16 protein-coding genes and 1 pseudogene are annotated in these 22,549 nt (G+C 63.7%); 9 read left to right on the top strand and 8 right to left on the bottom strand.

Translation table 11 applies throughout. The features are described 5' to 3' along the window. Nucleotides 1–17: 17 nt before the first annotated feature. Nucleotides 18–2,867, bottom strand: a complete 2,850-nt coding sequence (locus HU763_RS23680; protein ID WP_186684105.1) for a class I adenylate cyclase — start codon at nt 2,865–2,867, stop codon at nt 18–20. Between the two features lie 173 nt (nt 2,868–3,040). Between HU763_RS23680 and HU763_RS23675 the strand changes: the two genes are divergently transcribed. Continuing rightward, nucleotides 3,041–3,493, top strand: a complete 453-nt coding sequence (locus HU763_RS23675; RefSeq protein ID WP_170033681.1) for a YaiI/YqxD family protein — start codon at nt 3,041–3,043, stop codon at nt 3,491–3,493. A 180-nt stretch (nt 3,494–3,673) separates the two neighbouring features. Here HU763_RS23675 and elbB read toward each other — a convergent pair whose 3' ends face one another. Continuing rightward, entirely contained in the window at nt 3,674–4,333 is a 660-nt protein-coding gene (elbB, locus tag HU763_RS23670; RefSeq protein WP_186684106.1) for an isoprenoid biosynthesis glyoxalase ElbB, read from the bottom strand. Between the two features lie 112 nt (nt 4,334–4,445). Between elbB and HU763_RS24840 the strand changes: the two are divergent. Next, nucleotides 4,446–5,072: pseudogene (locus tag HU763_RS24840) on the top strand (sterol desaturase family protein); the annotation flags it as partial. Between the two features lie 501 nt (nt 5,073–5,573). Here HU763_RS24840 and HU763_RS23660 read toward each other — a convergent pair. Next, nucleotides 5,574–6,218, bottom strand: coding sequence for a DedA family protein (locus HU763_RS23660; RefSeq protein WP_170033677.1), 645 nt, complete (start codon nt 6,216–6,218; stop codon nt 5,574–5,576). 213 nt (nt 6,219–6,431) lie between these two features. Between HU763_RS23660 and ppk1 the strand changes: the two genes are divergently transcribed. After that, nucleotides 6,432–8,663, top strand: coding sequence for a polyphosphate kinase 1 (gene ppk1 / locus HU763_RS23655; protein WP_170033675.1), 2,232 nt, complete (start codon nt 6,432–6,434; stop codon nt 8,661–8,663). Here the strand turns inward: ppk1 and ppx are convergent. Next, nucleotides 8,650–10,152 (bottom strand): exopolyphosphatase, encoded by a 1,503-nt coding sequence (gene ppx / locus HU763_RS23650; RefSeq protein WP_186684107.1) that lies wholly within the window; start codon nt 10,150–10,152, stop codon nt 8,650–8,652. The two genes, ppk1 and ppx, sit on opposite strands and share 14 nt — an antisense overlap. Nucleotides 10,153–10,408: 256 nt before the next feature. Here ppx and trxA point away from each other — a divergent pair, with 256 nt between their 5' ends. From trxA to HU763_RS23625, 5 genes are all read left to right on the top strand, one after another. Further along, nucleotides 10,409–10,735, top strand: coding sequence for a thioredoxin TrxA (gene trxA, locus HU763_RS23645; protein WP_056794137.1), 327 nt, complete (start codon nt 10,409–10,411; stop codon nt 10,733–10,735). Between the two features lie 261 nt (nt 10,736–10,996). Next, nucleotides 10,997–12,256: a transcription termination factor Rho gene (gene rho, locus HU763_RS23640; protein WP_003253661.1), complete on the top strand. Its 1,260-nt coding sequence runs from the start codon at nt 10,997–10,999 to the stop codon at nt 12,254–12,256. Between the two features lie 200 nt (nt 12,257–12,456). Beyond that, entirely contained in the window at nt 12,457–13,923 is a 1,467-nt protein-coding gene (gene ubiD, locus HU763_RS23635) for a 4-hydroxy-3-polyprenylbenzoate decarboxylase (protein WP_186684108.1), read from the top strand. Next, nucleotides 13,923–14,891, top strand: coding sequence for a CDP-6-deoxy-delta-3,4-glucoseen reductase (locus tag HU763_RS23630; protein WP_186684109.1), 969 nt, complete (start codon nt 13,923–13,925; stop codon nt 14,889–14,891). The genes ubiD and HU763_RS23630 overlap by 1 nt, the downstream gene beginning before the upstream one ends. 278 nt (nt 14,892–15,169) lie before the next feature. Then, a complete protein-coding gene (locus tag HU763_RS23625; RefSeq protein ID WP_186684110.1) occupies nt 15,170–15,820 on the top strand; it encodes a gamma-glutamylcyclotransferase in 651 nt (216 codons plus the stop codon). Between the two features lie 114 nt (nt 15,821–15,934). On the opposite strand, the gene HU763_RS23620 is transcribed toward HU763_RS23625, so the two are convergent. Next, a complete protein-coding gene (locus HU763_RS23620; protein WP_186684111.1) occupies nt 15,935–16,912 on the bottom strand; it encodes an NADPH:quinone oxidoreductase family protein in 978 nt (325 codons plus the stop codon). A gap of 157 nt (nt 16,913–17,069) precedes the next feature. Between HU763_RS23620 and HU763_RS23615 the strand changes: the two genes are divergently transcribed. Continuing rightward, nucleotides 17,070–17,474, top strand: coding sequence for a flagellar basal body-associated protein FliL (locus HU763_RS23615; RefSeq protein ID WP_025341058.1), 405 nt, complete (start codon nt 17,070–17,072; stop codon nt 17,472–17,474). A 180-nt stretch (nt 17,475–17,654) separates the two neighbouring features. On the opposite strand, the gene HU763_RS23610 is transcribed toward HU763_RS23615, so the two are convergent. From HU763_RS23610 to HU763_RS23600, 3 genes are read right to left on the bottom strand one after another with little or no spacing between them, the layout of a single operon-like run. Then, nucleotides 17,655–18,767 carry an ABC transporter permease gene (locus tag HU763_RS23610; protein WP_186684113.1) on the bottom strand — a complete coding sequence of 371 codons (1,113 nt, stop codon included), beginning with the start codon at nt 18,765–18,767 and terminating at the stop codon, nt 17,655–17,657. 1 nt (nt 18,768) lies between these two features. Then, nucleotides 18,769–21,489 carry a ribosome-associated ATPase/putative transporter RbbA gene (gene rbbA, locus HU763_RS23605; RefSeq protein ID WP_186684115.1) on the bottom strand — a complete coding sequence of 907 codons (2,721 nt, stop codon included), beginning with the start codon at nt 21,487–21,489 and terminating at the stop codon, nt 18,769–18,771. Next, complete coding sequence (locus tag HU763_RS23600) at nt 21,486–22,445, bottom strand: HlyD family secretion protein (RefSeq protein ID WP_170033655.1); 960 nt, start codon at nt 22,443–22,445, stop codon at nt 21,486–21,488. Before HU763_RS23600 ends, rbbA begins: the two co-directional genes overlap by 4 nt. Nucleotides 22,446–22,549 lie beyond the last annotated feature (104 nt).

Genomic DNA, 22,549 nt, shown 5'->3' with positions numbered 1-22,549 from the left:
CTGCAAGGCAGCCCCGGTCATTCACTGAATACCTGTTCCAACCCCTCGTTCAACGCCTGCTCCAGCTCCCGCTTGTAGCGCAGGTACAGCTGCGTCGACCCCAGTTGGTCATCCAGCAGCTCGGACAAGTCCAGGTCAGTGATGTAGCACCGGTAGTGCCTGTCACCGCGCCGCTGCCCAATGATCTGGCTGGCAACCACCGCATACAGCTGCTCGCCATGCTCCAGCTCGGAAAACTCCTGCTGGTCGCAGTACAGCGTCACATGCGCAGCACCCGCCACGCCTGCCTGGATAATGGCCTGCACCTCGTAGTAGGGCTGGTCGTTGCCTTCGAAGGGGACCGGGCGTGGCTCGCTGCTGCGCGCCTTGCCTGGGCCGGAAGGCAGCAGTTGTGCGTAATGGATATCCAGCGACGCCGGCCGCAGGGTGTCCATCGGCAGTCGGGCATCGCGGCGCATCACTACCGAACGTAGGAAACGCTGCAGCGGCAGCAGCAGGTGCGCTTCGTCATGCAGCGGCAGGCGTTGTTGCCACAAGGCATTGTATTCATCCAGCACATACAGTTCGGCCCAGCTCCCCTGCAGGCGGTAGAACACCTGGATGCAGGCTGGCTGGCCCTGTTCCAGGACCAGGCGCAGGTCGTGGTCCAGCAGGGCGTTGGCGTCCAGGTACAGCGGGCTGTAGCTGCTGCGCTCTTCGCCCAGGTACGCCAGTAATGCCTCATGCTCGGCCAGGGTCGTCAGGCTGACGTGCCCGGCCAGCAGCTCGAGCACATGCGTATGCTGGGCAACCTGCAGCAGGTAGCGGTGCTCAAGGCCCTGGTCCAACAGAAGTTGCACAGTGTCGAAGACTTCTTCCACGCGCTGGGCGATGGCCTGGGCGCGGCTCTGGCAGAAACAGCGCACCCGTATCCGTGGCCGCTGGCCGTGCAGCACCGGGCTGTTGAGGAAGTCGCGCAGGCAGCGCACCAGCGCATGTTCGCCCTCATAGCGCTGAACCAGCACCTCGTTCCAGCTGTTAAGGGTGACCTGGTCCAGGGTCAGCACCAGGTTTTCGCGTACCCCGGCATAGCTCAGCGAGTCGGTGCGCTCGGTGGTCATCAGGATGTTCAGGTCACGGTGGTGACGCAGCGGGTCGATGGCGACGTTGACCAGCAGCAGTACCTCGTCGGCAACGCTGGGCTGCAGCAGGCGCACCTCGCTGACGATCGGCAAGGGCAGGGGAATGCTCTGCTGCAGGCAGCCCACCAGGTTGAACAGCTCGATTTCGCTGAGGTCGCTGACGCCGGGGTGCAATGCCAGGCGTGTGCTGCTGTCGATCACCCCGTTGCGGTGCGCCCAGGCCAGCAATTCGATCAGTTCGCGGCAGCGTTTCAGCGGGCTGAAATGCTCCACGTCATGCGTGCTCAGGTTGCCGGTGTACAGCCCCCAGTGATGGCTGCCGGGCTCCTTGCGGTTGGGCGCCTGGACCAGCGTCAGGGTGCCTTCGGCGAGGTCCGGGGCGATGCCGGGGTTGATCAGTTCGACCTTGCCGGCGCGGCGCTCGAACGCTGCGTACAGGCGTCGGCCCAGCACGTTGAGGTCGCGCTGGTCGGCGCGGCTGCTGGCGTTCTGGGTGCGGGCGAACTGGCTGAGAAAGCGGTAGCTGTGGTTCAGTTCGGCTACCAGGTCACGGCGCTCCACGGCGACTTGCTGGACTTTCCACTGGCTGCGGCTGTCCAGCAGTGCCAGCTGGCGCCTGTCCCAGCCCCATTCGTCGGTCAGGCGCTGCAGCAGCCGGCGTTGCCAGCCATTGGTCCGGGACGGGTCGCTGAGCTTCTTGTTCACCTTCAGGTACAGGCTGCGGCGTACCAACTCCAGGCGGGCCCGCTCGCCACGCTGCAGCAGGTAGTGTTCTATGCGCCGATAGACCATCACGTAGGGGTCCAGCTCGTCGAGGTCGAGCTGGTTGGCGAATACGGCTTGCTTGTAGTCCAGGCTCAGGCAGCGCACGGTAGGATGTTCGCTGGCATAGGCCTCGGTCAGCAACAGCTTGAGCAGTGACTTGTAGGGCGAGTCGATGCCTTTGAACAACTGCCACAGGCCGGCCCCGACGAACTCACCAGGCGGGATGTTCGCCAGGCTGCCGAGGTCGAGAGCGTCCTGGCTGCGGATGAAGCGCTTGGACAGCAGGGTCTGGGTGTAGGTGTGGTAGTGCTGTTCCTGGTATACCGGCACCAGCCACCACAACGGCGTGCGCCCGGCCAGCCAGATGGTGGTGCGGTAGAACTCGTCCAGCAGTAGGTAGTGCTGGGTCGTACCGCAATCGTCGGAGCCGAGCTGGCCGTCGCGTTGGCCCTGGGCGAAACCTTGCGTGTCGATCAGGAAGAAATGCGCCTCGGCACCCAGGCTTGCTGCCCATGCCTCCAGCAGTTGGCATTTGCGCCGCAGTTCGCCCAGCAGTTCGTCGGCCAGGCCGGGGGCATGGCATACCCACAGGTCCATGTCGCTGTGCTCGGCCTGCGCCAGCGAGCCCAGGCTGCCCATCAGGAACAGGCCATGGATCGGGCGCGGCGGGTTGCCGTGGCGGGCCTTGTAAGTAAACGAGCGGGCCAGGCGCTGGGCCTCGAGCACCAGCTCGGCACTTGGTTCGTAGCCTGATACACCGGCAGGTGTGCTGCCCGAAACATAGCCTGGCAGCAGCGGATGGTTCACGTGGAACAGCAGCGGCAGCAGCGTCAGTACCTGTTGCTGGCGCGTCGACAGGCCTTCCAGTGCCCGCTGCAGCCGGCCCTGGTTAAGCCGCAGGAACCGCGCACGCAATGTCGCCAGGACCTTACGGTCTATGCCTTCGTCCAGGTCGGGGCGGATTTCGTGAGGGTGGTTCATTGCGCACTCGGCAGGCCAGTGGAGCTGTGGCGAGTGTAGCCTGAGGCATCGGTGGTGGATAAGCGCCAATTGAAAGATTGACGCCATTTTGCCAGCACGGGTGGGCGGCAAGCTCCAGCTTTCCCTGCCGTTGAGGCATGATGGGAGCCTTGAGTTAATGACGAGGTTACCCGATGCGTGTGTGGATCGATGCCGACGCCTGCCCCAAGGCGGCCAAGGATCTGGTCGTCAAGTTCGCCCTCAAGCGCAAGTTCGAAGTGGTCATGGTCGCGGGCCAGGCTGTGGCCAAGCCGGCGTTCGCCATCGTGCGCCTGATCGTGGTGCCCAGCGGCATGGACGCGGCGGACGACTACCTGGTGGAGCACGCCGTGCCCGGCGAGCTGGTGATCTGCAGTGACGTACCGTTGGCCGACCGCCTGGTGAAAAAGGGCGTGGCAGCGCTGGACCCGCGTGGGCGCGAGTTCGACGAGCGCAACATGGGTGACCGGCTGGCGGCGCGCAACCTGTTCACCGAACTGCGCGAGCAGGGCCAGGTGGGGGGAGGGCAGGCGCCTTATGGCGAGCGCGAGAAGCAGGCGTTTGCCAATGCGCTGGACCGGATCATTGCCCGGCTTTCGAAAGCCTGAAGCATAGCCCGGCTTTCGAAAGCCTGAAGCATACGCGCCCCTGTGTAGGAGCGGCCTCGCGTCGCGATCGGGCTGCGTAGCAGTCCCTCGATTGCAGCTGCAACGCAGATAACGCTGGGGCTGCCTTGCAGCCCGATCGCGACGCAAGGCCGCGCCTACACCCGGCGCGCCAGCAAGAACCTATCCGTGCGCCAGCTCCAGCACCCGATCCACCAGCTTGTAGATGCCGCCAGCCGCTTCACTGATCGACTTGGCCTCCATGTACGCCGGGGTAGTCACCAGTTTGCGCTGGGTGTCTTCGACGATATCGTGCACATCGCATTGTTCATGGGTGCCGCCCATCTTCACCACGGCCGCCGCGGTGTCTGCGTCGGTACCGATGGTGCAGACCACACCCGGCCCGTAGATCTTCGCCGCCAGCGCCGGCGATATGCAGATCAGGCCAACCGGCTTGCATGCGCTGGCGAAGGCTTCGGCCAGAGCCAGCACGTCCGGGTTGACGCTGCAGTTGGCGCCTTCCACGGCAAAGTTGGAGAGGTTCTTCGCCGCACCGAAACCGCCCGGCACGATCAGCGCATCGAAGTCCTCGGCCTTGGCTTCGCGAATGTCCTTGACCTGGCCGCGGGCGATACGTGCCGACTCCACCAGTACATTGCGCGACTCGGGCATCTCCTCGCCGGTCAGGTGGTTGATCACGTGCAGCTGCGCAATGTTGGGCGCGAAGCACTGCACCTGCGCACCGCGCTGGTCGAGGCGCAGCAGGGTGATCACGCTTTCGTGGATCTCGGCGCCGTCGTAGACGCCACAGCCGGAAAGAATCACCGCTACTTTTTTTGTCATGCTTATTACTCCAGTGTCGAGGCGCTAAATGTCCTCTAGTTTGGCAGATGTCGCCATAGGGGTTCTGGCACGCGCGGCCTAATCTTGGTGGATAACGCCTGAGTTCGTGCCCATGGACCTGATATTGCTGGCCGTGCCGTTCTTCTTCGTGCTGATCGCCGTGGAACTGGTAGCCGACCGTGTGCGTGGCCAGCGCAACTTCACCCTGGCCGACTCGATCAACAGCCTCAGCACCGGCGCACTGTCGACCAGCACCGGGCTGCTGACCAAAGGGCTGGGGCTGCTGACCTATGCCTTCGCCTTCGAGCACCTGGCGCTGCTGCGCCTGCCGTCGCAGGCTTGGTGGGTGTGGTTGCTGGCCTTTGTCCTGTACGACTTCTGCTACTACTGGCTGCACCGTCTGGGGCACGAGCGCAACGTGCTGTGGGCTGCGCATTCGGTGCATCACCAGAGCGAGGAGTACAACCTCACCACTGCACTGCGCCAGACCAGCAGCGGTTTCATCTTTTCCTGGATCTTCTACCTGCCGCTGGCGCTGGTCGGGGTGCCGCCAGTGGTGTTCATCACCGTGGCGTCGCTCAACCTGTTGTATCAGTTCTGGGTACATACCCGGCATATCGCCAAGCTTGGCTGGCTCGAGTGGGTGTTGATCACGCCATCCAACCATCGCGTCCACCATGCGCAAAATCCTGCTTACTTGGATCGCAACTACGGCGGCGTGTTCATTCTCTGGGACCGTCTGTTCGGCACCTTCAAGGAGGAGGATCCGGCCGAGCCGGTAGTGTTCGGGGTGACTACGCCGCTGGCCAGCTGGAACCCGCTGTGGGCCAACCTGCAGTTCTATGCCCAGCTCTGGCACGACGCCCGGCGTGCCGACAGCGTGTGGGACAAGCTGCGCATCTGGTTCATGCCCACGGGCTGGCGCCCGGCCGATGTGGCCGCACGCTATCCGCAGGCCAGGCAGGACCTGGCGCGGTTTCGCAAGTTCGCGGTGGCCCTGGGCCGCCCGCAGCAGGCCTACGTGGCGGCGCAGTTCGTGGTTTACGTGGCGTTGGGCAGCTATCTGATGGACGTGGCCGAGCGTGTGCCAGGTGCCGCGCTGGTGCTCGGCTGGGCGCTGATGGCGTTTGGCTTGTTCGTGCTGGGCGCGCTGCTGGAGAACCGGCCGTGGGCCACGCGCCTGGAGCTGGTACGGCTGCTGGCCACTGTGCCGGCGCTGTACCTGGCCGGCGCCCTGGGCCTAGCGGTGGTCGTGCCGTTGGCCTGGCTCGTGCTCGTGGCTTATTGCCTGCTCAGCTTCTGGGGCCTGGGCCTGGCCCGCCGCCTTGCGCTCCGCACGCAAGGTCCGGAAGCGTCGGCGCAGCCATAGCAGGCCCCCCAGCGCCAGCAAGCCACCCAGCACCCATAGCTCGTAGCGCTTCACATTGCCCAGCAGGCCTTCGAGAATGGCGCCGAAGTGGTACGCGGCGGCGCCCAGGGCCACTGCCCAGATCGCCGCGCCCAGGCCGTTCAGCAGCAGGTAGCGGCGCGGCGGGTAGCCCGACAGGCCGATGGCCACCGGCATGACCGTGCGCAGGCCATAGACGAAGCGGAAACTCAGCACCCAGATGTCGGGGTGGCGGCGGATGTGGTCCAGCGCCCGGTCGCCCATTGCCTGCCAGCGCGGTTTGCGGGCCAGTATCCTGCGCCCATGGCGACGGCCCATGAAGTACCACAGCTGATCGCCGGCATAGCTGCCGAAAAACGCCACCAGGCACACCAGGTTGATGTCCATGTAGCCGCGGAACGCAAGGAATCCCGCAAGCACCAGAATGGTCTCGCCTTCAAAGAAGGTGCCTAGAAAAAGGGCGAAGTAGCCGAAATCCTGCAGGAATTGTTGAAGCATTTTCTGAGGTGCTGGCGAAATGAACGCGCAGCCTACCCCTTCGCGCGCATTCGTGAAAGTGTCCAAATGTGTCTCGACGTGAACATTTCCTACACGGAGAATGCCGGAAGGCACGCGCCACGGCTTGCCCTGCTGTGTAACACAGGCGTCATAATGGGCGCTTATCTTGCCGCTCAATTGATGATAGGGCGTTAACGTCCTCAGGAACGCCAGATGAATAATGAAGTGCTAACCCCTGTCGCGATCAAGGATGCTCAGGAACTCCCCGAAGAGATGGTGCAGACCCCGCCAGACCTGCCGCCGGCGCCCCAGCCCGTGGTAGAACCAGTGGCCCCGGCGCCTGCGCCGGCCCCGGCGATCACCGTCCCCGGCCTGGACGACAGCAGCCTGTACATTCATCGCGAACTCTCGCAGCTGCAGTTCAACATCCGCGTACTGGAACAGGCGCTGGATGAAAGCTATCCACTGCTCGAACGCCTCAAGTTCCTGCTGATCTTTTCCAGCAACCTCGACGAGTTCTTCGAGATCCGTGTCGCCGGCCTGAAGAAGCAGATCAATTTTGCCCGGGAACTGGCCGGCGCCGACGGCCTGCAGCCACACCAGGCACTGGCGCGCATCAGCGATCTGGTACACAGCGAAGTGGAGCGCCAGTACGCGATCCTCAATGACGTGCTGCTGCCAGAGCTGGAAAAGCACCAGATTCGCTTCATCCGCCGCCGTTACTGGACACCCAAGCTCAAGACCTGGGTGCGCCGCTATTTCCGTGACGAAATCGCCCCGATCATCACCCCGATCGGCCTCGACCCGACCCACCCGTTCCCGCTGCTGGTGAACAAGAGCCTCAACTTCATTGTCGAGCTCGAGGGGGTCGACGCCTTCGGCCGCGATTCCGGCCTGGCGATCATCCCGGCCCCGCGCCTGCTGCCGCGGGTCATCCGCGTGCCGGAAGAGGTGGGTGGCGCAGGGGACAACTATGTGTTCCTGTCGTCGATGATCCACGCACACGCCGACGACCTGTTCCAGGGCATGAAGGTAAAGGGCTGCTACCAGTTCCGCCTGACCCGCAACGCCGACCTGGCGCTGGATTCCGAAGAGGTCGACGACCTGGCCCGCGCGCTGCGCGGCGAGTTGTTCTCGCGTCGCTACGGCGATGCCGTGCGCCTGGAAGTGGCCGATACCTGCCCGAAACACCTGTCGGACTACCTGCTCAAGCAGTTCAGCCTCAGTGAAAGCGAGTTGTACCAGGTCAACGGCCCGGTCAACCTCACCCGCCTGTTCAGCATTACGGGCCTGGACAGCCACCCCGAGCTGCAATACACGCCGTTCACCCCGGCGATCCCCAAGCTGCTGCAAAACGCTGACAACATCTTCAGCGTGATCGGTAAGCAGGACATCCTGCTGATGCACCCGTTCGAGTCGTTCACCCCGGTGATCGACCTGCTGCGCCAGGCTGCCAAGGACCCGCACGTGCTCGCCGTGCGCCAGACCCTGTACCGCTCCGGTGCCAACTCGGAAATCGTCGACGCGCTGGTGGACGCGGCGCGTAACGGCAAGGAAGTCACTGCGGTGATCGAACTGCGTGCGCGTTTCGACGAAGAATCCAACCTGCAGATGGCCAGCCGCCTGCAGGCCGCCGGTGCGGTGGTGATCTATGGTGTGGTCGGCTTCAAGACCCACGCCAAGATGATGCTGATCCTGCGCCGTGAACAGGGCGAGATCGTGCGTTATGCGCACCTGGGTACCGGCAACTACCACGCCGGCAACGCCCGCCTGTACACCGACTACAGCCTGTTGACCTCCGATGACGCCCTCACCGAGGACGTCGGCAAGCTGTTCAGCCAGCTGATCGGCATGGGCAAGACCCTGCGCATGAAGAAGCTGCTGCATGCGCCGTTCACCCTGAAGAAGGGCATGCTCGACATGATCGCGCGGGAAACCCAGTTCGCCCTCGAAGGCAAGCCGGCGCACATCATTGCCAAGTTCAACTCGCTGACCGACGCCAAGGTCATCAAGGCGTTGTACAAGGCCAGCCAGTCGGGCGTGAAGATCGACCTGGTGGTGCGTGGCATGTGCTGCCTGCGCCCAGGTATTCCGGGGGTTTCGCACAACATCCAGGTGCGCTCGATCATCGGCCGCTTCCTCGAGCACACGCGGGTGTTCTACTTCCTCAATGGCGGCGAAGAGCAGATCTACCTGTCCAGCGCCGACTGGATGGAGCGCAACCTCGACAAGCGTGTCGAGACCTGTTTCCCGGTGGAAGGCAAGAAGCTGTTGCTGCGGGTGAAGAAGGAGCTGGAAGGCTACCTGACCGACAACACCCACGCCTGGACCCTGCAGCCAGACGGGCGCTACGTGCGCAGCACGCCGACCGGCAACCAGAACCCGCGGAGTGCCCAGGCGACCCTGCTGGAGCGCCTGAGCAACCCGGTCCTCAACGTACGCTGAGGACGAAGCCGACCCGGGCCAGCCACTCCGCCTCGTTGGCGAAGTCGGCCTGGGTCAGCTGGTTCTGTTCCAGCCAGCCTTGCGGGAACACCACGTCCAGGCAATCGCCGGCAGCCTTCAGTTCCACCTTCGGCATCTGCTGGTTGCCGCGGATGTGGTGGAACAGGATGGCGAAGCGCAGCAGCACGCACAGGCGCAGCAGCTTGACCCCTTCCTCGCCCAGCTCGGCGTATTTGTCCTTGGGGATGTTGCGGCGGTGGCCGCGTACCAGCAAGGCCATCATCTGCTGGTCCTCGCGGGAGAAACCCGACAGGTCGGAGTGCTCGATCAGGTAGGCGCCGTGCTTGTGGTAATGGTAGTGGGCGATGTCCAGGCCGATTTCGTGCACCTTTGCCGCCCAGCCCAGCAGGTCGCGCCAGTTTCCGTCTTTCAGGTCCCAGGCGTCGGCTACCTGGTCGAACGCGTGCAGCGCCTTGCGCTCGACGCGTGCAGCCTGGCCCTGGTCCACGTGGTAGCGCTCCATCAGCGAGTTCAGGGTGCGCTCGCGCACGTCTTCGTGGTGGTGGCGGCCCAGCAGGTCGAACAGCACACCCTCGCGCAGGGCGCCGTCGCAGTGGTCCATGCGCTGCAGTTCCAGCGCATCGAAGATCGCCTCGAGAATCGCCAGGCCGGCCGGGAAGATGGCCCGACGGTCGGGTTTGACGCCGTCGAAGTCGATCTTGTCGACCTCACCCAGCTTGAACAGTTTGCGCTTGACCCAGGCCAGGCCCTCGGCGTTGACCTCGCCATTGCCCAGGCCACCAGCCTTGATGGCTGCGCCGATGGCGCGGATGGTACCGGACGAACCGATGGCCTCGTCCCAGGTCAGGCGATGCAGGGCATTCTCGATGCTCATCAGTTCCAGGCGCGCGGCGGTGTAGGCCTGGGCGTAGCGGGCCGGGGTGATCTTGCCGTCGCGGAAGTAGCGCTGGGTGAAGCTGACGCAGCCCATCTGCAGGCTTTCGCGCAGCAGCGGCTCGAAGCGTTGGCCGATGATGAATTCGGTACTGCCGCCGCCGATGTCGGCGACCAGGCGCTTGCCCGGTGTATCGGCCAGGGTATGCGACACGCCGAGGTAGATCAGGCGCGCTTCTTCGCGACCGGAGATGACCTCCACCGGGTGTCCGAGGATGGCTTCGGCGCGCTGGATGAATTCGTTGCGGTTGCGCGCTTCGCGCAAGGCGTTGGTACCGACGATGCGCACCGAGCCGGCGGGCATGCCGTTGATCAGCTGGGAAAAGCGCTTGAGGCAGTCCAGGCCCCGTTCCATGGCTTCTTCGCTGAGCTTGCGCTCGTCGTCGATGCCGGCGGCCAGCTGAACCTTCTCGCCGAGCCGCTCGAGGATGCGGATTTCGGTATGGTGGGCCTTGGCCACGACCATGTGAAAGCTGTTGGAGCCAAGGTCGATGGCGGCGATCAGGGACAGGTTCTTCGCGATGGTATGCGGCATGATCTGGTTGTTCTCGGTCGTTAACCCGGCAATCGTGCCACGATAGCAGGCTATCGCCAACGCGTGGCATACAGCCGTTGAGCAGGCCTTGATGCAAGGCAATGTGCCATTCGATGCTATGACACTGGCATGACAGTTTCGATTCGTGGCGTCTTGCACAACTATAGTTACACTCAATCGTCCGCGGCTTCCTGTAGGAGTCGGGTGCGGCTATGATGGGCAACGTTTTTTATTGCTTACGACCTTGGAGATTTCCATGAGCGACAAAATCAAACACGTCACCGACGCCAGCTTCGAAGCCGAAGTACTGCAGGCTCAGGGCCCGGTGCTGGTCGACTACTGGGCTGAATGGTGCGGCCCATGCAAGATGATCGCTCCGGTTCTGGACGACATCGCTGCCACCTACGAGGGCAAACTGACCGTCGCCAAGCTGAACATCGACGAGAACCAGGAAACTCCGGCCAAGCACGGCGTGCGTGGCATCCCGACGCTGATGCTGTTCAAGAACGGCAATGTCGAGGCCACCAAGGTCGGCGCACTGTCGAAATCGCAGCTGGCCGCGTTCCTCGACGCCCACCTGTGATAGCAAGAAGCCCCGCGAATGCGGGGTTTTTTTTACCTGCAAAGGTCTGCGGCGGTACGATTTCCACCGTCAAAACCACTAGACGTCGAAAAAAGCAAGTGTTACATTCGGCCTCGCACTGCTTCTCCAGTGCCCTCTACACGCCGTCGCCGAAGCATCCCTAATTCGAATCAGTACGCGATCCTGTCGCCATCTAGCGGCGCGGCTTCATTAAGCCAGAAGCTTAATTCTCCCTTCTTACATGATTACGTCATTCCCCTTATGAACCTGACTGAACTCAAGCAAAAGCCGATTACCGATCTTTTGGAAATGGCCGAACAGATGGGCATCGAAAACATGGCCCGTTCGCGCAAACAGGACGTGATTTTCGCCCTGTTGAAGAAGCACGCGAAAAGCGGCGAAGAGATCTCGGGTGACGGCGTGCTGGAGATTCTCCAGGATGGTTTCGGTTTCCTGCGTTCGGCTGATGCGTCCTACCTGGCCGGCCCCGACGATATCTACGTCTCGCCCAGCCAGATCCGCCGCTTCAACCTGCGTACCGGCGACACCATCGTCGGCAAGATCCGCCCACCGAAGGAAGGGGAGCGTTACTTCGCCCTGCTGAAGGTCGACACCATCAACTTCGACCGCCCGGAAAACGCGAAGAACAAGATCCTGTTCGAAAACCTGACGCCGCTGTTCCCGAACAAGCGCCTGAAGATGGAAGCCGGTAACGGCTCCACCGAAGACCTGACCGGCCGCGTCATCGACCTGTGCGCGCCGATCGGCAAAGGCCAGCGTGGCCTGATCGTGGCGCCGCCGAAGGCCGGCAAGACGATCATGCTGCAGAACATCGCGGCCAACATCACCCGGAACAATCCCGAGTGCCACCTGATCGTCCTGCTGATCGACGAGCGCCCGGAAGAAGTGACCGAAATGCAGCGTACCGTGCGCGGCGAAGTGGTTGCCTCCACCTTCGACGAGCCACCAACCCGCCACGTGCAGGTTGCCGAGATGGTGATCGAGAAGGCCAAGCGCCTGGTCGAGCACAAGAAGGACGTAGTCATCCTGCTCGACTCCATCACCCGTCTGGCGCGTGCCTACAACACCGTGATCCCGAGCTCCGGCAAGGTACTGACCGGTGGTGTCGACGCCCATGCCCTGGAGAAGCCGAAGCGCTTCTTCGGTGCTGCGCGTAACATCGAGGAAGGCGGCTCGCTGACCATCATCGCTACCGCGCTGGTCGAAACCGGCTCGAAGATGGACGAAGTGATCTACGAAGAGTTCAAGGGCACCGGCAACATGGAACTGCCACTGGACCGTCGCATCGCCGAGAAGCGTGTGTTCCCGGCCATCAACATCAACCGCTCGGGTACCCGTCGCGAAGAGCTGCTGACCGCCGACGACGAACTGCAGCGCATGTGGATCCTGCGCAAGCTGCTGCACCCGATGGACGAAATCGCCGCCATCGAGTTCCTGGTCGACAAGCTCAAGCAGACCAAGACCAACGATGAGTTCTTCCTGTCGATGAAGCGCAAGTAAGCGTCCCGGCCAGGTATTGAATGGGGCTGCTTCGCAGCCCATCGCGACACAAGGCCGCTCCTACAGGGAATACGTAACCTGTAGGAGCGGCCTTGTGTCGCGATGGGACGCGAAGCGGCCCCAAGTCATTTTTGGCCACTGAGCCCCGAACGGCGCTACACTCTGCACCCCGACCGATACGGCCAACATGAGGCTCCTGCATGCAGTATCGCGACTTGCGCGACTTCATCCGTGGCCTGGAACAGCGCGGCGAGCTCAAGCGCATCCAGGTTCCGATCTCCCCAGTGCTGGAAATGACCGAGGTCTGCGACCGCACCCTGCGCGCCAAGGGCCCAGCGTTGCTGTTCGAAAAGCCCACCGGCTTCGACATCCCGGTGCTGGGCAACCTGTTCGGCACCCCGGAGCGCGTGGCCATGGGCATGGGCGCCGAATCGGTGGCGGAACTGCGCGAAATCGGCAAGCTGCTGGCCTTCCTCAAGGAGCCCGAGCCGCCGAAAGGCCTGAAGGACGCTTGGTCCAAGCTGCCGATCTTCAAGAAAGTCGTGTCGATGGCGCCAAAGGTGGTCAAGGACGCGGTGTGCCAGGAAGTGGTGGTCGAGGGTGACGATGTCGACCTCGGGGCACTGCCGATCCAGCACTGCTGGCCGGGCGACGTCGCACCGCTGATCACCTGGGGGCTCACCGTCACCCGTGGCACGAACAAGGACCGCCAGAACCTGGGCATCTATCGCCAGCAGGTGATCGGCCGCAACAAGGTCATCATGCGCTGGCTCAGCCACCGTGGCGGTGCCCTGGACTACCGCGAGTGGTGCGAGAAGCACCCCGGCCAGCCGTTCCCGGTCGCCGTGGCCCTGGGGGCGGACCCGGCAACCATCCTTGGCGCGGTGACGCCGGTGCCGGATACCCTGTCGGAATATGCCTTCGCCGGCCTGCTGCGTGGCAACCGTACCGAGCTGGTCAAGTGCCGGGGCAGCAGCCTGCAGGTGCCGGCCACCGCCGAGATCATTCTGGAAGGGGTGATCCACCCGGGCGAGATGGCCCCGGAAGGCCCGTATGGCGACCACACCGGCTATTACAACGAAGTGGACAGCTTCCCGGTGTTCACCGTCGAGCGCATCACCCACCGGCAGAAACCGATCTACCACAGCACCTATACCGGCCGCCCACCGGATGAGCCGGCGATTCTCGGTGTGGCACTGAACGAAGTGTTCGTGCCGATCCTGCAAAAGCAGTTCCCGGAAATTGTCGACTTCTACCTGCCGCCGGAAGGCTGTTCGTACCGCATGGCGGTGGTCACCATGAAAAAGCAGTACCCAGGCCACGCCAAGCGCGTGATGCTGGGTGTGTGGTCGTTCCTGCGACAGTTCATGTACACCAAGTTCGTTATTGTCACCGACGATGACATCAACGCCCGCGACTGGAACGATGTGATCTGGGCCATCACCACGCGCATGGACCCCAAGCGTGATACGGTAATGATCGACAACACGCCTATCGACTACCTCGACTTTGCGTCGCCGGTATCGGGGTTGGGGTCGAAGATGGGCCTGGACGCCACGCACAAGTGGCCGGGCGAGACGACACGCGAATGGGGGCGGGTCATCGTCAAGGACGAAGCCGTTACCCGCCGTATTGATGAGCTGTGGGATCAGTTGGGAATAGATTGATGCAGGTAACGTTGCAGCCGTCCGGGGCGGTGCTGGCGCTCGAACCCGGGGAACGGATCCTGGATGGAGCGCGGCGGCTGGGCTATGACTGCCCGAACAGCTGCCGCAATGGCAATTGCCATGTTTGCGCCGCGTTGCTGGTCGAAGGCCGGGTTTGCCAGGATGGCGAGGTCCGCGACCATGGTGAGCTGTTTACCTGCATAGCCGAACCGCTGGAGGACTGCGTGTTGCTCTGGGATGGTGTGCTCGCCCTGGGCGAGCTGCCGGTGCGCAAGCTGGCATGCAGCGTCAGTGAGTGCGTCGAGGTGGGTGGCGATGTTTGGCGTGTGCGCTTGCTCGCACCAGCCGGCAAGCCGCCGCGCTATCACGCTGGGCAATACCTGATGATCGAGCGCGACGGTGGCAAGCAGGCGGCGTTTTCGCTGGCTTCCGCCCCTCATTCCGGGCGTGAGCTGGAGTTGCATGTGCTGGCGCGCGAGCCCAGCGCGGTGCAACTGATTGCCCAGCTGCAGCGCGACCGCCTGGCGCGCATCGAAATGCCGTTCGGCGACACCCACCTGGCCGAGCTGCCTGACGGGCCGCTGGTGCTGATCGCCGCCGGCACAGGCATGGGCCAGATGCACAGCCTGGTCGAGCATTGCCGGGCGCAGGGCTTCCGCCACCCGGTGCACCTGTACTGGGGCGTGCGCCGGCCCGAGGACTTCTACCAGATCGAGCATTGGCAAGAATGGCAGCGCCTGCCCAACCTGTTCCTGCATCAGGTCGTCAGCGACCTGTGCGGCTGGGAAGGCCGTTGCGGCATGCTGCATGAGGCGGTCTGCGAAGACATTGCCGACCTCAATACCGTGCATGTCTATGCCAGCGGCTCGCCAAACATGATCTATGCCACCCTCGATGCCCTGGTCGAAGCTGGCATGGATGCGCACCGCATGCGCGCAGATGTGTTTGCCTACGCCCCGCGCGGTTAATAACCAAAGTTTCAAAGTGCGGCCATAAGGCGGTAATTGTTACCGCCTTGGCTAATAACTTTCATGCTGCCTGGAATAATAATTCCCAATCGTCGGAATGCCCGATGAAAATTTCGACATATACTTGAGCTAGTGCACCGGTCTGCCTTAGGTTATGCATGACTCCCCTGCGGGAGCTGGCTTGCCGGCGACAAGGTTGGCACAGGCGGTACATTACGACTGCCTCGAATCGTTTTTTCGCTACATGTGTAGTTCACAGGGAATCATGGCGGCAGCTTATGTCGGCACTTGAAAGTTCGTCCTGGAAAGTTACTTATCCTCCCTCGCTCGACTTCGGTCAGCAACTGACCCACGAGCAACTGTACAACTCCATGCAGAGCACCATGTCTCGCCATCAGGGTGGGCCGGTCTGGCTGTTTGCCTATGGTTCTTTGATATGGCGACCAGAGTGCAACTCCGTGGAACGCCAGCGCGCCCGGGTGCACGGTTACCACCGGGGCTTGTATTTGTGGTCGCACGAACACCGCGGCACCCCGGAAACTCCTGGGCTGGTATTCGGCCTGGACCGGGGTGGCTCCTGCAGCGGCTTTGCCTACCGGTTGGATGAAAGCAACCTGGACGACTCACTGATGGCCCTGTGGCAACGCGAAATGCCGTACCCGGCGTATCGGCCGCACTGGCTCAACTGCCGGCTGGGTGATGGCAGCAAGGTGCAGGCGCTGGGCTTTGTGCTGGAGCGGCACCTGCCGTGCTATGCCGGGAATTTGCCCGATACCTTGCTGAGCCAGATCCTGGCCAGCGCCAAGGGGCGCTATGGCACTACCCGTGATTATGTCGAGCAGACCTTGAATGCCCTGCGTAGTCACCAGATGCCCGATCGCAATCTCGAAGCGCGGTTCCGCCGCTGCCATAACCTGCGGGAAGTTTGAGTATTTCCGGGGCCGCTTTGCGGCCCATCGCGACACAAGGCCGCTCCTACAGGGGAATGCGTAACCCTGCAGGAGCGGCCTTGTGTCGCGATGGGCTGCGCAGCAGCCCCAAAATCAGTGAGCCAGCACCACCAACTTACCCACAGCCTGGCGCTGCCCCAGCCTTTCAATGGCCGCGCCCGCCTCGGCCAGTGGATAAGTCTGCGACACCAGCGGCTTCAGCTTGCCTTCGGCATGCCAGGCAAACAGTTGCTGGAAGTTGGCCGCGTTGTCCTGCGGCTGGCGTTGCGCAAACGCTCCCCAGAACACCCCCAGCACCGCTACGCCCTTGAGCAGCACCAGGTTGGCTGCAAGTTGCGGGATGGTCCCGCTGGCAAAGCCCACCACCAACAGCCGGCCATTCCAGGCCAGCCCGCGCACCGCCTGCTCGAACAGCTCACCGCCCACCGGATCATAGATCACGTCCACGCCCTGGCCGCCGGTCAGGCGCTTGATCTCGTCACGCAGGCTGGCCTGGCTGTAGTCGATCAGTTCATCGGCGCCGGCCGCCTTGGCCACGGCCAGTTTTTCCGCACTGCTGGCCGCCGCGATCACGCGGGCGCCCATGGCCTTGCCGATCTCCACCGCCGCCAGGCCGACCCCACCGGATGCGCCCAGCACCAGCAGGGTTTCACCTGCCTGCAGCTGGCCACGCTGGCGCAGGGCATGCATGGAGGTGCCGTAGGTCATGCCGAATGCTGCTGCGGTGGTGAAGTCCATGCTCGCCGGCATCGGCAACACGTTGTAGAACGGCACCGCCACCTGTTCCGCGAACGCCCCCCAGCCGGTGAGCGCCATGACCCGGTCGCCGACCTTGAATGCGCCGGCCTTTTCTCCGACTGCGGCGACCACGCCTGCCGCCTCACCGCCGGGAGAGAATGGCAAGGGTGGCTGGAACTGGTACTTGCCTTCGATGATCAGGGTATCGGGAAAGTTGACCCCGGCAGCTTGTACATCCAGCAGGATCTCGTTCTTCTTCGGTACCGGGCTGGCCACTTCTTCCAGCACCAGGTCACGCGCCGGGCCCAGGGTTTTGCACAACACAGCTTTCATCGGGGCTATTCCTTTGCGGGTAGTGGCCGATAAGTGTAGGAGGGCCGCCTTGCCGGTCAACGAGCATGGCTCGTCCTGATGGCGCGGCATAAGCCCGGGCTTGGGTTTGAGCGGTGGGCTGGGTAAGCTGGCGACAACTGTATTGAGGAGCGAATTCGTGAAAGCGTGGATCTTGATGGTGCTGGCGCTGCTGCTGCCGGCTGCGGCCATGGCCGAGGAAGCCAAGGAAGGGGCGCCCAAGGTCGCCTACATCAGCCTGAGCCCGCCCTTTGTCGGCAACTATGCCCTCGACGGCAGCCCGCGGCTGCGCGTGTACAAGGCCGATGTGGCCCTGCGCGTGACCGGCGACGAAGCCGCCAAGGCGGTGAAGCACCACGAGCCGCTGATCCGCAACCAGCTGGTGGCGCTGTTTACCCAGCAATCGGTGGACAGCATGAGCAATGTCGAGGCCAAGGAGCATTTGCGCCAGGAAGCGCTGAAGCAGGTGCAGCAGGTGATGGAAGCGGAAGAGGGCAAGCCGATCGTTGAGGACTTGCTGTTCAATAACCTGATTGTGCAGTGACCGGTAAGCCGGCTCTCTCAGGAACAGTGCATCTGGACTGTGGCGCAATCCCTGTGGGAGCGGCTTTAGCCGCGAAGAATCCAACGCGGTGCGTGGCACCGGCTGCGCCGGTGTTCGCGGGTAAACCCGCTCCCACAGGAATCGCGCAATCTTTCAGATTTTGAGCCGGGTATGCTTGGGTCAGGACGCCAGGCTACGGCGAAACCGTGCCAGGGCCACGCTGAAGAACACCAGGCCAATCACGGCCAGTGCCAGGATGTCCGGCCACACCACTGTCCACCCGGCATCACGGAACAGGATCGCCGCGCCAAGGCTGACGAAGTGCGTCGATGGCGAGCCCTGCATCAGCCATTGCAACCATTGCGGCATGCTGTCCAGTGGTGTGCTGCCGCCGGACAGCATCAGCATCGGGATGATCACCGGGATCGCCAACAGGCCGAATTGCGGCGTCGAACGCGCCAGGGTGGCGAGGAAGATGCCCAAGGCAGTACTGGCGAACAGGTACAGCGCCGTCACCGCCAGGAACAACCCCATCGAGCCGGACAGCGGCACGCCCAGCGCACCCTTGACCACCACCACCAGCGAAATCCAGGTGCAGATCACCACCACCAGCGCATTGCTGGCGATTTTCGCCAGCATGATTTCCAGGGCGGTCAGCGGCAGCACCAGCAGGTGGTCGAGGGTGCCATGTTCGCGCTCGCGCAGCAGCGCGGTGCCGGTGAGGATGATCGCCAGGATGGTGATGTTGTTGACGATCTGGATCACCGCCAGGAACCAGCCACCCTCCAGGTTGGGGTTGAACAGGGCCTTGGCGTTGAGCGCGATCGGGCTCTGGGCGTCCGCCCGCTGGCCGTAGTCGAGCAGCTCGCGTTCGAAGATGCGGCCGATATAGCCGGCGCCCATGAACGCCTGGCTCATGGCGGTGGCATCGACGTTGATCTGCAGCTCTGGCGAGCGCCCTGCCAGCAGGTCGCTCTGGAAGTTCACCGGCACATTGATGACGAAGGTGTACTGGCCGCTGTCCATGGCCTGGTCCAGGCGCTCCGGGGCCAGCGGCACGGCAGGCTGGAACTCGGGCGGTTGCAAGGCTTCGCTGAGCTTGCGTGACAGCAGGCTGTGGTCTTCGTCGACCACTGCCACGCTGGCATTGTGCACGCCGATCACCGAACCGGCTGCCGGCATGTAGATGGCCACGCTGAAGGCGTAAAGCAGGAACAGCAGCAACACGCTGTCGTGGCGCAGGCTGGTCAGCTCCTTGAGGCCCAGGCGCAGGGTATGGCTCAGGTGCGACATGTCAGGCCTCCTGCTTCTTCAGCATGGCCAGGCTGAGGCCGGTGAACACGGTGAAGAAGCCCAGCAGGATCAGGCACTGCGGCCACAGTTCGCGCAGGCCCAGCGCCTTGGTGAAGGTGCCCACCGCAATATCGAGAAAGTAGCCCGCCGGGAACAACTGGCCCATCACCGCCGCTGCACCGTCCAGCGACGAGCGTGGCACGATCAGGCCGGAAAACTGGATGGTCGGCAGGCTGGTGATGATCATGGTGCCGAGGATGGCGGCGATCTGGGTGCGAGTGAAAGCCGAGATCAGCAGGCCCAGGCTGGTGGTTGCCAGCAGGTAGGCCACGCCGCCACAGGCCAGGGCCAGCACGCTGCCCTTGAGCGGTACGGCGAACAGCCAGCGGTTCATCGCCACCAGCAGCGCCAGGTTGACCAGGCTCACGGCCAGGTACGGCATCTGCTTGCCGAGCAGGAACTCCAGGCGGGTGAGCGGTGTGGCGTAGAAGTTGGTGATGGCGCCAAGTTCTTTCTCGCGGACGATGCCCAGCGCGGTAAGCATGGCCGGGATGAAGGCCAGGATCAGGGCCATCACACCCGGGCCGATGGCATTCACGCTGACCACGTCCTGGTTGTAGCGAAAACGTGTTTCCAGGCGCACCAGGTCCTGGCGTGGCTGTGGCTGTTTGCTGGCCTTCGCCAGCTGTTCGAGGTTGGCCTGGTGCACGGCTTCCACGTAGTTGCGGCTGGTTTCGGCGCGGAACGGCATGCCACCGTCGAGCCAGGCGGCCACCACCGGTTGGCGGCCGGCATACAGGTCGCGGCCAAAGCCGGGCGGAATCTCCAGCGCCAGCTTGATCTCCGAGCGCTGCAGGCGCTGGTGCATGTCGCGGGAATCGCGGATCAGCGGTTGCTCGGCGAAATAGCGCGAGCCACGGAAGGCTTCTAGGTAGGCGCGGCTTTGCGGGCTCTGGTCTTGATCGTGGACGGCGAAGGCGAGGTTTTCCACATCCAGCGAAATCCCATAGCCGAAGATCACCATCATGAACATCGCACCCAGCAGGGCGAAGGCCAGGCGTACCTTGTCGCGCAGCAGTTCCTTGCCCTCGCGGCTGGCCACGGCCAGCAGGCGCCGCAGGCTGAAGCCTTGGCGTAGCGCTGGTGCAGGCGTGGCAGCCTGCTCCAGCACGGTGCTGTCGGTGGTCGACGGGGCCAGCTCCTGGGCTTGTTCCAGGCAGCGCACGAACGCGTCTTCGAGGGTGTCGCCCTGGTACTGGCGCTGCAGGGCATCCGGCGTGTCGCAGGCCAGTACCTGGCCGGCGTGCATCAGCGAGATGCGGTCGCAGCGCTGCGCTTCGTTCATGAAGTGAGTGGACAGGAAAATGGTCACGCCCTGCTCGCGTGACAGTTCTACCAGCAGGCGCCAGAAGTCGTCGCGGGCGGCCGGGTCGACACCGGAGGTGGGTTCGTCGAGGATCAGCACTTCCGGGCGGTGCAATACTGCGACCGCCAGCGACAGGCGCTGGCGCAGGCCGAGGGGCAGGGCGCCGGACGGCTGGTTGGCAATGGCGCCGAGGTCGAAGCGCTCGATCAGTTCATCGATGCGTTGGGCGCTCTCCGCCTTGGGCAGGTCGAACAAGCGCGCATGCAGGGTCAGGTTCTGCCGTGTGCTGAGCTCGCCATACAGCGAAAAGCTCTGCGACATGAAACCGACCCGCTTGCGTGTGGCCAGGTCGCTGGCATCCACCGGACGGCCGAGCAGGCTGGCGCTGCCCTCACTGGCCGGTATCAGCCCGGTGAGCACTTTCATGGTGGTAGTCTTGCCGCAGCCGTTGGAGCCGAGAAAGCCGAAAATTTCCCCGCGGCCAATGGCGAAACTGACCTTGTTCACCGCCGTGAAGTCGCCAAAGCGCAAGGTCAGGTCGTGGGCTTCGATCGCCACCGGGCCGTCAGACGCCGGGCGTGGCGGGATGATCAGCGGCGGGTGTTGCGCCTTGCCCGCACCCTGGTACTGGGTGAAGGCATCGTCCAGCTTGCCGCTGGGGGTGGCCGCAGCCAATTCGTGGCTAGGCCCGGCGGCCAGCAGGTGGCCGCCATCGAGCATCAGGCAGTGCTCGAACTGTTCGGCTTCTTCCATGTACGCGGTGGCCACCAGCAGGGTCAGTTGCGGGCGCTGCGCGCGAACCTCTTCGACCAGCTCCCAGAAGCGCCGCCGCGACAGCGGGTCGACGCCAGTGGTCGGCTCATCGAGGATCAGCAGGTCCGGCTCGTGGATCAACGCACAACACAGGCCCAGTTTCTGTTTCATGCCGCCTGACAGCTTGCCCGCCGGGCGCTCGGCGAAGCGCTGCAGGTCGGTGGCCTGCAGCAGGTTGGCCATGCGCTGCTCGCATTCGCGGCGGCCAAGGCCGAACAGGGTGGCGAAAAAGCGGATGTTCTCGCTGATCGACAGTTCCGGATAAAGGTTGTTGCCCAGCCCTTGCGGCATGAATGCCACTTTGGGGTACAGCGCCGCGCGGTGGCGCCGCTGACGGATCGAACCACCCAACACCTGCAGTTCGCCCTGTTGCAGGCGCTTGACCCCGGCGATCAGGCCCAGCAGGGTCGACTTGCCAGCCCCGTCCGGACCGATCAGCGCGCAGCGGGTGCCAGCCGGCAGGCTGAAGCCGAGGGTTTGCAAGGCCGCCATGTTGCCATAGCAATGGCTGATGCCTTCGGCCAGCAGTGCCGGGGCGTTCATTGCAGGTTGGCCGGCCAGTCCACCTCAGCCGTGCGTACATAGCCGGCACCTGGCATGCCCGGTTTGGCCTGCGGCACGGCGCCCGGGTCACTCAGGCGCAGTTTGACCCGGAACACCAGCTTCTGCCGTTCGTCGCGGGTTTCCACCTGCTTGGGGGTGAACTGGGCCTTGGCGGCGACGAAGGCTACCTTCGCTGGCAGCGCCCGCTCGGGCAGGGCGTCGAGCACGATGCGCGCCTGATCGCCGACGGTCAGGCGGCCGCTGGTGGAGGCCGGCAGGTACAGGTTCATGTACTGGTCGCTGGGGTCGATCAGCATCAATACACGGCCGCCGGCACCCAGCACTTCACCGGGTTCGGCCAGGCGCAGTTGAATGATGCCGTTGATCGGTGCGCGCAGGCTGCTGTCGTCGATTTCGCTGGTGAGTTGCGCCACCTGGGCTTCGGCAGCACCGATGGCAGCCTTGATGGCGGCCAGCTGGGCGCGGGCGGCGACCACCGCTGCGTTTGCCGTGTCGAAGCGCGCCTGTTGCTGGTCAAGCAACTGCTGGCTGGCGTATTTGCGCTGGAAAATCTCGCGCACACGCTTGAGTTCCTGGCTGGCCAGCAGCAGTTCGCTCTGGCGCAGCTGCACGCTGGCCTGGGCCGCGGCATAGTTTTCCCGGGCGCGCAGCACTTCGGCTTCGGCCTGGCTGCGTTGGGCTTCCATGGTGCGCGTGTCGATACGTGCAAGCAATTGCCCGCGGGTGACCTTGTCACCTTCATCGACCAGCACTTCGGCCAGGCGGCCGGGGATCTTGCTGGCGATTTGCACTTCGGTGGCTTCGAGGCGACCGTTGCCCATGCTCAGGCCTTCGGGCAACTGGTCGTGCAGCGACTTCCAGTACCCCAGCCCAGCGGCTGCCGCAAGCAGGGCGAGCAGCGCGGTGGCGAAGATTCTGGGGGCGTATCGGTTCATCGTTCTGCATCCTTGCGGTCATGCACACTGCATCATGGCCTGCGGCCATGGGTGGTGTGTTGATATTGGTCAAATCCATGACGGGGCCTGCCCCGCAGCCCCAT

The sequence above is a fragment of the Pseudomonas anuradhapurensis genome (assembly GCF_014269225.2).
In the GTDB taxonomy this organism is placed as follows: domain Bacteria; phylum Pseudomonadota; class Gammaproteobacteria; order Pseudomonadales; family Pseudomonadaceae; genus Aquipseudomonas; species Aquipseudomonas anuradhapurensis.
The sequence above is the reverse complement of the archived record's forward strand: the minus strand, read 5'-3'. Positions and strand labels throughout refer to the sequence as shown.

Excerpts from the sequence above, each read along its gene's own strand:
- HU763_RS23680 (WP_186684105.1), bottom strand. The coding sequence starts at position 2,867 with ATGAACCACCCTCACGAAATCCGCCCCGACCTGGACGAAGGCATAGAC.
- HU763_RS23675 (WP_170033681.1), top strand. The coding sequence starts at position 3,041 with ATGCGTGTGTGGATCGATGCCGACGCCTGCCCCAAGGCGGCCAAGGAT.
- elbB (WP_186684106.1), bottom strand. The coding sequence starts at position 4,333 with ATGACAAAAAAAGTAGCGGTGATTCTTTCCGGCTGTGGCGTCTACGAC.
- HU763_RS23660 (WP_170033677.1), bottom strand. The coding sequence starts at position 6,218 with ATGCTTCAACAATTCCTGCAGGATTTCGGCTACTTCGCCCTTTTTCTA.
- ppk1 (WP_170033675.1), top strand. The coding sequence starts at position 6,432 with ATGAATAATGAAGTGCTAACCCCTGTCGCGATCAAGGATGCTCAGGAA.
- ppx (WP_186684107.1), bottom strand. The coding sequence starts at position 10,152 with ATGCCGCATACCATCGCGAAGAACCTGTCCCTGATCGCCGCCATCGAC.
- trxA (WP_056794137.1), top strand. The coding sequence starts at position 10,409 with ATGAGCGACAAAATCAAACACGTCACCGACGCCAGCTTCGAAGCCGAA.
- rho (WP_003253661.1), top strand. The coding sequence starts at position 10,997 with ATGAACCTGACTGAACTCAAGCAAAAGCCGATTACCGATCTTTTGGAA.
- ubiD (WP_186684108.1), top strand. The coding sequence starts at position 12,457 with ATGCAGTATCGCGACTTGCGCGACTTCATCCGTGGCCTGGAACAGCGC.
- HU763_RS23630 (WP_186684109.1), top strand. The coding sequence starts at position 13,923 with ATGCAGGTAACGTTGCAGCCGTCCGGGGCGGTGCTGGCGCTCGAACCC.
- HU763_RS23625 (WP_186684110.1), top strand. The coding sequence starts at position 15,170 with ATGTCGGCACTTGAAAGTTCGTCCTGGAAAGTTACTTATCCTCCCTCG.
- HU763_RS23620 (WP_186684111.1), bottom strand. The coding sequence starts at position 16,912 with ATGAAAGCTGTGTTGTGCAAAACCCTGGGCCCGGCGCGTGACCTGGTG.
- HU763_RS23610 (WP_186684113.1), bottom strand. The coding sequence starts at position 18,767 with ATGTCGCACCTGAGCCATACCCTGCGCCTGGGCCTCAAGGAGCTGACC.
- rbbA (WP_186684115.1), bottom strand. The coding sequence starts at position 21,489 with ATGAACGCCCCGGCACTGCTGGCCGAAGGCATCAGCCATTGCTATGGC.
- HU763_RS23600 (WP_170033655.1), bottom strand. The coding sequence starts at position 22,445 with ATGAACCGATACGCCCCCAGAATCTTCGCCACCGCGCTGCTCGCCCTG.